The sequence below is a fragment of the Legionella sp. W10-070 genome (assembly GCF_900640175.1).
Lineage (GTDB): Bacteria > Pseudomonadota > Gammaproteobacteria > Legionellales > Legionellaceae > Tatlockia.
In genome coordinates this window covers 92,133-104,051 of record NZ_CAAAJC010000006.1, presented here as the reverse complement: position 1 = coordinate 104,051, position 11,919 = coordinate 92,133, and the positions used below count along the sequence as shown (strand labels likewise).

Sequence of the window (11,919 nt, the reverse complement as noted above, 5' to 3'; positions counted from 1 at the left end):
AATTAACCTTGGGTTGCAAAATAAGTTTTCAATTGCTGTTGGGTTAACAGAAATACACCTTGCCCCCCATGCTCAAACTCAAGCCAGGTAAAAGGAACATGAGGAAAAGCCTCTTCCAGCGCTTGCTCACTGTTTCCTACCTCAACAACCAAAATACCGTCTTCGGTTAAATAATCATGGGCTTTTGCAAGGATTTTTTCAACAATGGCCAGGCCGTTGCTGCCAGTTTCCAATGCCAACCGGGGCTCATGATAATACTCAGCCGGTAAAGTCTGCATTTCCTCATGACTGACATAAGGAGGGTTAGAAACGATTAGATCATAACGAACATGAGGAATATTTTCCCAGCAGTCTGATTCAATAAGATTGACCGTCTCTTGCAAATCATGGCGCTCACAATTGATCGCTGCCACTTCCAATGCTTCAGGAGAAATATCTACAGCATCCACCATCGCTTCGGGAAATGCATAACTACAGGCAATGGCTATACACCCACTACCAGTACATAAATCCAGCACCCGTTCCACTCTATCGGCTATAAGCCAGGGAGAAAACTGCTGTTTAATCAGTTCTGCTATTGGAGAACGTGGGATCAGTACCCTTTCATCCACATAGAATGGCAATTCACAAAAGTATGCGCTGTTAGTTAAATAAGGAACAGGAACCTTATCGATTATCCGCCGGCTCAATTGCCTGGCTAATTTTTGTTTTTCTACGGAAGTGAGGCGAGCTTGCAACAGTAAAGGATCACTATCCAGAGGCAAGTGCAGGCTTGCTAAAATTAAAGCATGCATTTCATCCGATACGTTATCGGTACCGTGGCCAAAATAAAGATTTTTTCCATAAGCCTGGCTTATACCAAAACGCAGGAAATCGATAAGCGTTTCCAGCTCATCAACAGCCGCAAAAGAAGAATCATTCATAGTTGTCTCTTTCTCATAATAATGTCATTTGTTCCTGAAATTTCCAGCTCTACCGCAGGATTGTGCCCATTTCCACATGAACCGGAAAGTAAGTGACACCAGATTGGGAAAATTATAACAGTGTTGTCAAACTTTGTACCCAATTTATAAATCTATAAAATATGATTTTACCCTGATAATTTACCCAATCTTACAGCAGATATAGCCTGAATTAAGTTATAATAGCAATAATTGGTTAAATATTAATAATTATGTCTGATGATTTCTTGTCCGATGAAGACAAAACATTGTTTCGCCAAACGATAGGTGAAATAAAACCATTGCACCAAAGCAAAAAAGCATCCCTTACCCTTGAAACCAAACACTTCAAAAAACCCGAAACTCAACAAAAAGCGGTATTGTTGGAAAACAGCATCTATTTGTCAGATTATTACCAGGAAGAAGTACAGGCAGGCACCATCCTTTCCTATTGCAGCCACAGCATACCAGGCAAACGATTTCGCCAATTAAAATGTGGCCAAATCCCATGGCAATCCAGATTGGACCTGCATGGCTTAAGATCAGAGGAAGCCAAAGAAGCTTTAATTCAATTTATTCTTGAGCAAAGTGCCCTGGCCCATCGTTGTCTTTTAATTATTCACGGCAAGGGCAGCCCAAGAGGAGAAACACCTGTTTTAAAGAATCTGGTTCACCATTGGCTGAAGCAATTTCCCCATGTATTGGCGTTTCACAGTGCGTTGGCAAAGGATGGCGGCAGCGGCGCGCTCTATGTGCTGCTAAAACGACAACGGGAATGATTGAATTTATTTTGATAAACCCTTACCATTTGCACAAAATTTTGAATAATCACATCATGAGTAAACAAGCTATTATTATCGGAATTTCTGGCCCTTCCGCCTCAGGTAAGAGCCTTCTGGCCAATACCATTGTCAACGAACTTGGCTCGGAGCAGGTTGTTGTTATATCAGAAGACGCTTACTACAAAGATAACAGCCATCTGCCTTTTGCTGAACGGGAAAACATTAACTACGACCACCCGGATGCCTTTGATCATGCCTTGCTATATGAACATCTGCGCAGCTTGCAGCAAGGCAAATCAATCAATATTCCAGTTTATTCCCATTCTAAACACATTCGCCTGCCTGAAACACGTCAAGTCGGTCAACATGCAATTATTGTACTGGAAGGGATCCTGTTGCTGAGCGATAAAAGATTACGTGAGGTAATGGATATTCGTATTTTCATGTCCACTCCTCTCGATATATGTTTGACACGGCGCCTGAAACGCGATGTAGTAGAACGTCACCGCTCTTTTGAATCAGTAATACACCAGTATGAAACCACTGTTAGGCCCATGTACTTGCAATTTATCGAGCCATCAAGCCGCTATGCAGACATTATTGTTCCTCGTGGAGGAGAAAATCGCATTGCAATTGATATGATTCAGGCAAAGATGCGCGAGTTATTGGCAGTTCATCCAAACAGCTTAACCACAGAGAAAACCAGAGGAGAGTAACGTGGGATTTTTAAATGGGAAAAAAGCATTAATCGTCGGTCTGGCAAGCAGCCGCTCCATTGCTTATGGTATTGCCAAGGCTTTTCATGAACAAGGTGCAGAACTTGCCTTTACCTATCAAAATGAAAAATTGCAGAGCCGTGTCGAAACAATGGCAGGGGAGTTTAACTCCAATCTAACTTTTCCCTGTGATGTTGCTAATGATGCAGATATTAATGCTGTCTTTGAACAGTTAAGTAATTATTGGAATAACCTCGACATCCTTATCCATTCCGTTGCTTTCGCTCCCGCCGATCAAATTAGTGGAGACTTCATTGAGAGCGTAAATCGAGAGGGATTCCGTATCGCCCATGATATTAGCGCCTACAGTTTAGTTGGCCTGGCGAAGGCTGCCCTGCCCATGATGCAAGACACTCAGGGCTCTATTTTAACTTTAAGTTATTATGGAGCAGAAAAAGCCGTTCCTAACTACAATGTTATGGGTATTGCCAAGGCGAGTCTGGAAGCTTCTGTTCGTTATCTGGCTGCAAGCCTTGGACCAAAGGGGTTGCGAGTCAATGCCGTTTCAGCAGGACCGATTAAAACACTGGCAGCAGCTGGCATCAAAGATTTTCGTAAAATGCAAAACGCTTATGCCAACACCACACCACTAAAGCGCAATATCACCGCCGAAGAAGTAGGCAATACCGCTGCTTTTCTGTGCTCTGACCTGGCATCAGGCATTACAGGAGAGGTAGTCCATGTAGACGCCGGATACCATGCCATCGCCATGTCGGATTTGGATTAAGATTATTCAACGGAGGTTTTAAAATAGCCAAGTCATTAAAATCTTCGTTGAAAACCGGCAATAGCATCAAGAGTCTTTATACATCATAACAAAAAAGAAGAAAGCTATGTTTAAAGGATTGATTTTTATAATCGGCAGTTTATTGTCATGCCTCCTGCACGGAAACGGCATACCTTCATTTTATCAGGTGGACTTAATTGTATTTACCCACCAGGATGCAGGCTCTCTTCCAGGAAATCTAACAACAATCACACCCGATACATCGCATGGCATCCCCTTGCTTCCGGAAACAAGCCCTGCACTTAGCCCATACCATCTGCGACCCTCCTCTACGTCCCAATTAAAACAACAGTACTGGGCATTAAACCAAAAACCACAATATCATGTGCTTTTACATTATACCTGGGTACAGCCTTTTAATAATCAGCGGGCAATTATCTTGCCTAAAATCAGCCGTAACGGTTGGCAAGTAGAAGGCACCTTACGTATCCGGCGTTCCAATTACTACCTCCTGGACACGGATTTACTCTTCTCAACACCTGATAGCAAGGCTTCCTTTACTTTTAATCAAAAACAGCGGATATCTGGGGGCAAAGTTTACTATTTGGATCACCCTCAAGCCGGTATGCTAATCAAGGTGCATCAGTTAGGGTAGCAACATCTACTATAATTAATGTAATCGCTAACTTGGGTCTGCCATACGCCAAGGATAGATAATGTTAGGATGGGCTTTTGTTTTTTTACTAGTTGCCATGATTGCTGCAATATTCAGTTATAGGGCGCCATCAACCTCTACCTATATTGCAAAACTTATCTTCTACTTCTCTATTTTTATTTTCATTTTGTTGTTATTTGCCGCCATTTTTAGCTCAGCTCCACCACAGCCTGGCACAAAATTTTTCTAATAAATCATAAGGATAGCTGTCAACAATTGTCCTTAATCCAGAACAACAGGAGCCTTCGCACGATTAATACTACCTAATTTTTGCATCCAGCCATGGATAGTGATCGCTAACATTTTTTCCTTATAAAGATAATCATGATCTGCACCCGATAATTGTTGATAAGAATATTTTTTGTTCTCAACATTCTGCTTGCGTGCGGCAGCTTGTTCCAGTACCGGCGTATAATCAAACTGACCGGTAATATCCAATAAAGGAAATGAAATTTTTTTCATTAAATCAGCCGTATCCTCATTTTCAGGAAGATCAAAGGCTGATAACAAAATCATTCCATTCAGTTGTTTGGATTGCAATTTGCTGAAATAGCCCACAGAGCCGGATAATTCTGAACCATAGTGGATCATTGCCATGCGTTTATTATTTTTTTGACGTAAAGTGGATAAGACTTCAGGGAGCTGCTCTGTCCATGGTATTACCTGTTGACTGGTACTTAACAAAGCAACTGACCACCCAAGCTTTGCAAGCTCCTCTCCAAGATATTCGGGTAGCTTTGAGCCAGCAACAGACTGCTCGCCATTAACAATAACTACCCCCCCTCGTTGTTTGCCTCCTTTGGAAGGCCAGTAAGGTAATGCAACTTTTTGTCCTTTAACCAAAATATCCAGACTTGCCGCTTTCACTTCAGCAAAATTCAGGAAGAACAACAAGCAAAAACCAAGAAACAGTTGCATAATTGTCATGGTTATTTTGGTTAGTATCTTTTGTAATAAGCAACTTTCTTGCCTACTCTATACTAATTTGATTATCTGAAGGTATCATAAATGGATAACTTAAATAGCAACCTGCCATTTAAGTTATCCAGTACTGGGAAACCAGTGTCTCATCTGAACGCCTGTCTTGCACCCATCTTTACGTGATCCAGACGCCAATCCGAAAATTCAATCTTGACGAGACACTAAAATTCAATTCCGTTCTGATCTAAAAAGCGCTTCGCGTGCTCTGCCATAATCTGATGAGCCAGAACCGTGGGGTGAACCGGATCGAAGAATAAATAGCCTTGGCAAAGGCTTGGCTCAGCCCCCGCTTTAATACTGGCCGCCATGCGGAGGACAGAGTGTTTTGAAGGCTTTTCCACCATTGCCTCATAACAAGTTTCAGTGATATTGGTAAAGCCATATTTTTCGGGTTCAACCACCAAATTGTTCAAAGTCTGATGGACATCAAAATAAAGCCATTGAACATCAGGATAAGCATGTTTTAAGGCATTAACGTTTTCAGCCAGCACTTCATTATGTCTAGTGGAAAAATGAGTTAATGCTGCCTGCGCATTAAATTCACGCGCCAGGGGAGTTTGGCCTAAATCAGGCAAATTCAACACCATGATATGTTTTGCCCCCGCATCCACCAGGCGTCGTATCCCATCCCGGATCCCTGCATTGGTGTTGCTTACCGTCCCTTCAATGTCATCAGGAATTCCCAGGTAATTATTGGCACCGATCCAAATCACGAAGAGACTATCCTCATCTACTTTATCTTGATGAACAAGAAAATAAGTATCAATTTCTTTCTTTAGGGTAAATAAATCATCCTGATCTTCTGCTATTCCTGCCCCTCCAAAAGCATAATCCAGCAAATGTTCAGATCCCTTTGTGGGGAAGTACAACTCGGTCAAACGCTCAATCCATACAGGGCCATTTGTAAATCGCCCTTCATGATAGGGTGGAGATTGGGGCAATTTTTGATGCAAGTACTCATAAAGGTTGCCGTTGTCTGACAAACTATCACCAAATACAACGATATTGTGCAATGGTTTTGCAGCAGCCAAGGCTGAAAACATCAGAAAAAACAAGGTAGATAAGATTTTCATCTGTAACCTTAATCAATTGATTTTTTATAGAAAAGTGATAAATTATAATCCATTTTTATCAAGCAAATCAATTTTTTGAATCACTATTAAATGGCAGGCAGCTAAGCAGAGCCGCCACTTAACAACCAGGCCACCGTTAATAGGTGCAGTATGGTCTAGTGCTTCCCATAAGTTTTTAGCAGATAATGGGTAATTGCACGTAGAGACATTGCTTCGCCGCCTTCAGGCTTGCCCGGTTTTGAAGAGGTATTCCAGGCCATGATGTCAAAATGTACCCAGGGAATAGAGCCTGGTATAAACCGTTGTAGAAATAAAGCAGCCGTAATTGCCCCTGCGTATGGCGAGGCACTGGCGTTGACAAGATCAGCAATAGAAGACTCAAGCATGTTTTCATATCCGCCAAAAAGCGGCAATCGCCAGATGGGATCGTTGACAGCAGAAGAAGACTTTGCCAGCGCATTTGCCAATGTATCATCATTAGAAAACATGGCGGCAATTTCTGTACCCACCGCCACACGAGCGGCGCCCGTAAGTGTTGAAAAATCAATAAGTAGTTCCGGCTTATCCTCACAAGCTTTTACAATCGCATCAGCAAGCACCAATCGTCCTTCCGCATCCGTATTGTCAACTTCTACCGTTAACCCGTTACGCATGGTTAGGATGTCTCCTGGTCTAAACGCATCTGGTCCAATGGAATTTTCAACAGCAGGTATAAGAACCTGTAACCGAACAGGCAACTGACAGGCCATTATCCATTGAGCCAAACCTATCGCATGAGCAGCGCCTCCCATGTCTTTTTTCATCAAACGCATCGCCGTTGATGGCTTGATATCCAGGCCTCCGCTGTCGAAACAAACACCTTTTCCCACCAGGGTAATTTTAGGGTCCCTTTTATCCCCCCACGTTAAAGACAATAATCGCGGCTCATTTATTGATGCCCGCCCTACTGCATGAATCGCCGGAAAATTAGACTCCAACAAGGCATTACCGACCCACTGCTCAAACTCAGCACCATGTGCTTTGGCCAGATTAGCCACCACCTCAGCCAATTCCTCAGGGCCTAAATCATTAGTGGGTTTATTAATCAAATCCCGGACTAGAAAGACTGCGGCGACTTCCTCAGTCACTGCTGATAACCTTTCCTCTTTAATTACCAGTTTACGGGGAAGCAGTTCCTGTTTTTTGTAATCTATAAAGCGGTACTGGGCAAGCGCCCAAACAACCATCGCACTTTGCGACAAAGCTTCTTCAGTAAAATAGCAGCCTGGTGGCAATCGAGACGCAACATTTGCCAATGCTAATTCCCGATTATCATCCCCTGAACCAACATATACTTTGCCAGGCAAGCCATCATTATCATAGATAAAGCAAATATCACCGGCTTTTGCTTTAAACTGCTGGGTGAGAAAGTAATTTTGTTCAGCAGGAGTCAGGTGCCCAAGCCCCTGCTCCCATTGAGTTTTATTAATAAAACTCAAAGGTACAGCCTTCTCAACGCTAATGTCGTAAAACATTTTTGCATGCATAATCACTCCTTCATTTGGCTACGGAATTGGGCTGGGCGTACACCAACCAGATAGAGGCAGGCTAAATAGATAAGTACTGTGATACTAACATGCCCAAGCAGCAAGGATAACCGCTCCATAGCAGACTTAGACAGCCAAAAGCTCAAATCAGCCCGAGTTATCATTAGATAAACGGCGGTTGCAGTGTTCGCTACCAGCAATTGCATCATAAATTTAAGCCATCCAGAGGAGGGCTGATATATCTTTCGACGCATTAACAACAGAATTAAAACACTGCAGTTTACATAACCAGCAAGGGCAGAGGCTAAAGCAAGTCCAGCATGAGCCAGAGGCCAAATAAGCAACAGACACAACAGGCTATTCACAATCATCGCCAAAGCCCCTACTTTCACTGGTGTTTTAATATCCTGACGGGCATAAAAACCTGAAGCAAGGACTTTGACCACCATAAAAGCTGGAACACCGCTACCAAGCGCTATGAGGCTTTTTTGAGTTTGCAGGGCATCCGTAGCTGAAAACTTCCCATATGCAAAACAGCTAACAATTAAAGGCATGGAAAATAGCGCCAATCCCAAGGCTGAGGGAACGGCAATTAACAATATTAAACGCAAGCCCCAGTCAAGTGCATGAGAATAGTTCTCTTTGTTCTGATCTGCATGGCGTCTGGCCAAATGAGGTAATATAACAGTTGCAACCGCCACCCCAAATACACCTAAAGGAAAATCAGTTAACCTGTCTGTGTAATATAACCAGGTCACACTGCCTATCTGCAGAAAAGAAGCAAAAATTGAGTCCACCATTAAATTAAGTTGGGCAATAGAAACGCCAAACAAAGCAGGGACCATGAGTTTTAAAACACGTCTTACCCCAGGATCATCCCATACTATCCTTGGCCTGACCAACAACCTTCGATGATATAGAAATGGAATTTGAAACAAAAATTGAGCAATTCCTGCAATCAACACTCCCCAGGCCAAAGCAACGACTGAATGCTCAAAATGAGGGCTTAGATACAGCGCGGCCAGAATCATACTGATATTTAACAGCACCGGGGTAAATGCCGGTACACCAAAATAACCATAGGTATTCAGCACAGCCCCTGCCATGGCGGTTAACGAAACCAACATGAGAAAAGGAAAGGTCAACCGCAACATTTCTGTAGCTAATGTCAAGCGCATGCTATCGCCAAAACCAGGAGCAAAAATAAAGATAATAAAGGGGGCTCCTAACACACCAATAAAAGTGATGATCGAGAGGACTGCCCCTAATTGCCCGGCAATCCTTGAAATAAAATCCCTTACCTCAGCAAACGTTCGTTTTTGCTGATACTCTGCCAGTACAGGGACAAAGGCTTGTGAAAAAGCCCCTTCAGCAAACAGACGACGCATAAAGTTAGGAATTCTAAATGCCACATAAAAGGCATCCATTCCCGCTTGAGCACCAAATAATTGCGCAATGACCATATCGCGTGCAAAGCCAACCAAACGGGATATGAGCGTCATCATTGAGACAAGAGAAGTAGACCGCAAAAGGGTTTGTCGTTTAGGTAACATGGTTTCTATCGCAGGCATAAAGCAAGGAAATTAAAAAACAATGTCCCTATGATATACCTGATACGATTTTTTTTATAACCCCAGTTCTCAGTTTCTATGCTTTATCAGCAAGTAAAATCAAGGAGCGAGGAAAAATCAAACAAAAAACACAGCGCCAGCAGCGCTAACCCGAGCATTTTTGTTTGATTTTAACGAAGTAATCGTTGATTTGACGCAGTTTATAAAGCATAGAAACTGCGAACTGGGTTTTTATATTTTCCAGTCAATTTTTTCCCAAATCACTCTGTTTGCAAGGTTTCTATAGGGTCTTATGGAAATTCACCAGGGGTTAAACAAAATATCATTTTATTTATTTTATTTTGGCATTATCATCTGCTTTCTTATGTAAGCAAAGGAATATGCTTTATGCCATATGGTCAAGAAAATATATTAGTAACCGATCAACCACCGGCTTACGATTCCCTAATTAGTCCATCCCAACTTTACGCAGAAGAAAACACCTTGCTTAAAGAGGAAAATACACTGTTGGGTATAGAAAACGAACGACTTAAAACAACCAATAGTCAATTGATTGTGGCTAACTCCCTGTTGACAGAACAAATTCAACTCATCAACAGCCAACTTAAATTGACCAAAGAAACCACTCAGCGGCAAGACAGTATGTTTGCAGTCCTCAAGGAACATAATAAGCTATTGCAAATTAAGAACGAGGCACTAACAGAGCTGTTCAGTCTGACAGAGGGGGAACAAACAAGCTCCTATACAGAAGAAGCACTGAAACCCTATGCTGCTTTGCAAGACATCCCGGAAATTCAAAGTCTACATGATAAAATGAAAGAACTGGAAACTAATTTGCAAGAGCAAAAAGAAAATCTGACAGAAATAGACAGACAGGTGCAGGAAAAAACGCAAATTATCCAGGAAAGTCTAATAGCACTATTGGAAGGGGACACTTTTGCCCAGATAGTGCATGGGCTTGAAGCCAAAATTTCTGCCAATTTACATCAAGACCAAGGAATATTGTACGATGAGTTGGCAGGGAGATCCTCACACCAAAATGAACTGACTCAAGCGTATCTGGACAGTAAAACCGAAAAACTTACTGCATTAAATAGAATTAACAGCAATCAGAAAACACAGTTGTTTTATAACACCAGTTATAGTGTTTTATGGGCCAAAATAATTGGATTTACTTCTCTTTGCAGTGAACTCGTTGAAAAAAAAGCAGGGGCAGCCGATAAAGCATTGGAACTGGGTTCCTCAATGCTGGGGGGGCTACTCGGCGGTATCCCTATTATTGGCTCTTTGGTAGAGACAATTACCGCCTTTACTGTGAAAGAAGCGGGCGGAGCCATTATGGGGCGTTTTGAAGAACCCAAAAACCAAAATATGCTGGGGATACTACAAAATCCCGAGCAGGCAAAAAAAATGGCAGAATTATTTGCGCGAAGCTTGACCTTGCGTTATCAAAAAGACATCCAGGGCTGGGAACTAAAAAAAATTAAAGCGGTTGCAACGCTCTATAGCAATCAACTCTATGGGTTATGTCTCAGTGGAAAAATCAAAGGATGTGAGGATTATCCGATAGAAAACAAGGTGGCAATTTTTCTTGATGCATTAAAAACACCCAGCTCAAAAGAAATAGCCGAAAAAGAAAGACTGATATCCCTACCATTACCATTTTCAGTTCCAGTTTCAGCTTCTCCTGCCAGTCTGAGAACCAAGCCTAACATCGCGGAAAAATCATGGAGCACCACTGTATACAATAGTACCAAAACGTTACGGTCGCTAGTGAGTAAGCATGAATTTTCTGCTGAACATGCCCGAATCCTTTTACAAGGAGTAGAACGACAACATTCTGACTTACAACAACAATCCGTTCAGCAGCAGGGGAAAATCACCCAGATTGAGAACAGAAACAACAAGCAAGATAGAGCGATTAATAACCTGAATGGACAAGTAACCGAACTCAAAAAAAACCAAAAAAATCAAGAGGAAATGATAAGCACCCTGCAGGAGCAAATAACTAAAGCACTGGAGCTGGTTGCTAACCTCTTCGCCCCACCACCATCTGATCCCCTGTTAACAGCAACGAAACCTACCAATGAGCCTAAGGAGAAACCAAACTTTTTTTCAAGAATGAAAGATATGGGTGCCCCTAAAATTCACAAAAGCCATACTCCATCTCCGCCAACGGGCAATAATCGTCTAACCAAAAGCTCCTAGGCGTTCCCTCCATTAATTTTTTGAAGCGGGGAACATTTGACTTCTTGGTGGCTGCCAGATTTTTTTGTCGATTTTATGCATTTCATGATTGGAATATCTTGCCGTACAGAACACTTAAAGCATACAATCCAAGGTAAGCAATGATTTTTAATAATCAGACTGATATTGACGATTCAAGGGTGCTATTGCAAAGTGGTTTTTTAAAGTTGGGATTTTTGTTCTCAATGATTTTCAATTTTCTACCCTTTAATTGCAGCCATGATTCAGTCAAATATTGACAAATTCTAATGCATTGTGCATGATTGCTATCTTTTGTGACATCTTAAAGTGAGTGGAGATTTTTAAGTGGCGAATATTAAATCAGCGATTAAGCGTGCCCGTCAGAATGTTAAATTACGTCAGCGTAATGCCAGCGCGCGCTCTATGTATCGCACCTTTGTAAAAAATGTTATTAAGGCAGTAGAAGCCGGTGATCAGGAAGCCGCTCGTGCTGCTTATGCCAAGGCTCAGCCAGTTATTGACAAAGCGGCAGGGAAAGGTTTGATTCATAAGAATAAAGCTTCCCGTATTAAATCTCATCTCTGTGCCCGCGTCAAAGCAATGGCCGCCTAGCTACTCT

At 42.2% G+C, this 11,919-nt stretch carries 11 protein-coding genes; 6 read left to right on the top strand and 5 right to left on the bottom strand.

What is annotated here, in order from left to right; translation table 11 throughout:
- Nucleotides 1-2 precede the first annotated feature (2 nt).
- Nucleotides 3-923 carry a 50S ribosomal protein L3 N(5)-glutamine methyltransferase gene (gene prmB / locus E1O65_RS03980; RefSeq protein ID WP_133132297.1) on the bottom strand — a complete coding sequence of 307 codons (921 nt, stop codon included), beginning with the start codon at nt 921-923 and terminating at the stop codon, nt 3-5.
- A 251-nt stretch (nt 924-1,174) separates the two neighbouring features.
- Here prmB and E1O65_RS03975 point away from each other — a divergent pair, with 251 nt between their 5' ends.
- The 4 genes from E1O65_RS03975 to E1O65_RS03960 all read left to right on the top strand — a co-directional run bounded on the left by E1O65_RS03975 (nt 1,175) and on the right by E1O65_RS03960 (nt 3,881).
- Nucleotides 1,175-1,720 carry a Smr/MutS family protein gene (locus E1O65_RS03975; RefSeq protein WP_133132296.1) on the top strand — a complete coding sequence of 182 codons (546 nt, stop codon included), beginning with the start codon at nt 1,175-1,177 and terminating at the stop codon, nt 1,718-1,720.
- Between the two features lie 56 nt (nt 1,721-1,776).
- Nucleotides 1,777-2,439, top strand: coding sequence for a uridine kinase (gene udk / locus E1O65_RS03970; RefSeq protein ID WP_165474893.1), 663 nt, complete (start codon nt 1,777-1,779; stop codon nt 2,437-2,439).
- A 1-nt stretch (nt 2,440) separates the two neighbouring features.
- Nucleotides 2,441-3,226 carry an enoyl-ACP reductase gene (locus tag E1O65_RS03965; RefSeq protein WP_133132294.1) on the top strand — a complete coding sequence of 262 codons (786 nt, stop codon included), beginning with the start codon at nt 2,441-2,443 and terminating at the stop codon, nt 3,224-3,226.
- 106 nt (nt 3,227-3,332) lie between these two features.
- On the top strand, nt 3,333-3,881 hold the full coding sequence (locus tag E1O65_RS03960) for a CsiV family protein (RefSeq protein WP_133132293.1): 549 nt from the start codon (nt 3,333-3,335) through the stop codon (nt 3,879-3,881).
- 282 nt (nt 3,882-4,163) lie between these two features.
- Here E1O65_RS03960 and E1O65_RS03950 read toward each other — a convergent pair whose 3' ends face one another.
- The 4 genes from E1O65_RS03950 to murJ form a co-directional block, all read right to left on the bottom strand.
- Entirely contained in the window at nt 4,164-4,859 is a 696-nt protein-coding gene (locus tag E1O65_RS03950) for a DUF3530 family protein (protein WP_133132291.1), read from the bottom strand.
- 224 nt (nt 4,860-5,083) lie between these two features.
- Nucleotides 5,084-5,995 (bottom strand): GDSL family lysophospholipase PlaA, encoded by a 912-nt coding sequence (gene plaA / locus E1O65_RS03945; protein ID WP_133132290.1) that lies wholly within the window; start codon nt 5,993-5,995, stop codon nt 5,084-5,086.
- Nucleotides 5,996-6,150: 155 nt separating this feature from the next.
- Entirely contained in the window at nt 6,151-7,521 is a 1,371-nt protein-coding gene (locus E1O65_RS03940; RefSeq protein WP_133132289.1) for a leucyl aminopeptidase family protein, read from the bottom strand.
- Between the two features lie 2 nt (nt 7,522-7,523).
- Nucleotides 7,524-9,074, bottom strand: coding sequence for a murein biosynthesis integral membrane protein MurJ (gene murJ, locus E1O65_RS03935; RefSeq protein WP_133132288.1), 1,551 nt, complete (start codon nt 9,072-9,074; stop codon nt 7,524-7,526).
- A 405-nt stretch (nt 9,075-9,479) separates the two neighbouring features.
- Here murJ and E1O65_RS03930 point away from each other — a divergent pair, with 405 nt between their 5' ends.
- On the top strand, nt 9,480-11,300 hold the full coding sequence (locus E1O65_RS03930) for a hypothetical protein (RefSeq protein ID WP_133132287.1): 1,821 nt from the start codon (nt 9,480-9,482) through the stop codon (nt 11,298-11,300).
- Nucleotides 11,301-11,645: 345 nt separating this feature from the next.
- Entirely contained in the window at nt 11,646-11,912 is a 267-nt protein-coding gene (gene rpsT, locus E1O65_RS03925; RefSeq protein ID WP_133132286.1) for a 30S ribosomal protein S20, read from the top strand.
- Nucleotides 11,913-11,919: the final 7 nt, after the last annotated feature.

Bases quoted from the DNA above. Each gene is read 5' to 3' on its own strand.
- prmB (WP_133132297.1), bottom strand. From the start codon at position 923: ATGAATGATTCTTCTTTTGCGGCTGTTGATGAGCTGGAAACGCTTATC.
- E1O65_RS03975 (WP_133132296.1), top strand. From the start codon at position 1,175: ATGTCTGATGATTTCTTGTCCGATGAAGACAAAACATTGTTTCGCCAA.
- udk (WP_165474893.1), top strand. From the start codon at position 1,777: ATGAGTAAACAAGCTATTATTATCGGAATTTCTGGCCCTTCCGCCTCA.
- E1O65_RS03960 (WP_133132293.1), top strand. From the start codon at position 3,333: ATGTTTAAAGGATTGATTTTTATAATCGGCAGTTTATTGTCATGCCTC.
- E1O65_RS03950 (WP_133132291.1), bottom strand. From the start codon at position 4,859: ATGCAACTGTTTCTTGGTTTTTGCTTGTTGTTCTTCCTGAATTTTGCT.
- plaA (WP_133132290.1), bottom strand. From the start codon at position 5,995: ATGAAAATCTTATCTACCTTGTTTTTTCTGATGTTTTCAGCCTTGGCT.
- E1O65_RS03940 (WP_133132289.1), bottom strand. From the start codon at position 7,521: ATGCATGCAAAAATGTTTTACGACATTAGCGTTGAGAAGGCTGTACCT.
- murJ (WP_133132288.1), bottom strand. From the start codon at position 9,074: ATGTTACCTAAACGACAAACCCTTTTGCGGTCTACTTCTCTTGTCTCA.
- E1O65_RS03930 (WP_133132287.1), top strand. From the start codon at position 9,480: ATGCCATATGGTCAAGAAAATATATTAGTAACCGATCAACCACCGGCT.